Source organism: Pseudomonas sp. P7758, from assembly GCF_013386485.1.
Lineage (GTDB): Bacteria > Pseudomonadota > Gammaproteobacteria > Pseudomonadales > Pseudomonadaceae > Aquipseudomonas.
In genome coordinates, this window is sequence record NZ_JACARS010000289.1 from 1 (window position 1) to 385 (window position 385).

Sequence of the window (385 nt, forward strand, 5' to 3'; positions counted from 1 at the left end):
CCGCCATCCATTCCACGATCGGGTTGGCGGCGGCGATGGCGGTATGGGGCGTGACCCAGGCGGCATTGTTTCTGGTCAGCCATGTGCGACTGATGAAGGCCGCACCCCATGCGCCGGCGTTTGCCGCCTCGTTGAACATTGCCGGGGCCAACCTGGGGATTGGCCTGGGGGCGCTGGTGGGCGGGCACGTGATCGACACCCTGGGCCTGGGCCGCCTCGGGTTTGCCGCGGCGGGCTTTATCCTGTTGTCGATCCTGCTGGCGCTGTGGCTGATGACTGCCAAGACCCGCGCCGTCTGCGCCTGAGCCTTCAGGGCAGGGAAGTGAACAGCTCCCGTCTGGCACCTTCGGTAATCGCCACGATGCCGGGGTGCTTGACCTTGCGC

1 pseudogene is annotated in these 385 nt (G+C 67.0%); it reads left to right on the forward strand.

Features of this window, described 5'->3' with window-relative positions:
• Nucleotides 1-305: pseudogene (locus HX873_RS31540) on the forward strand (MFS transporter); the annotation flags it as partial.
• Nucleotides 306-385 lie beyond the last annotated feature (80 nt).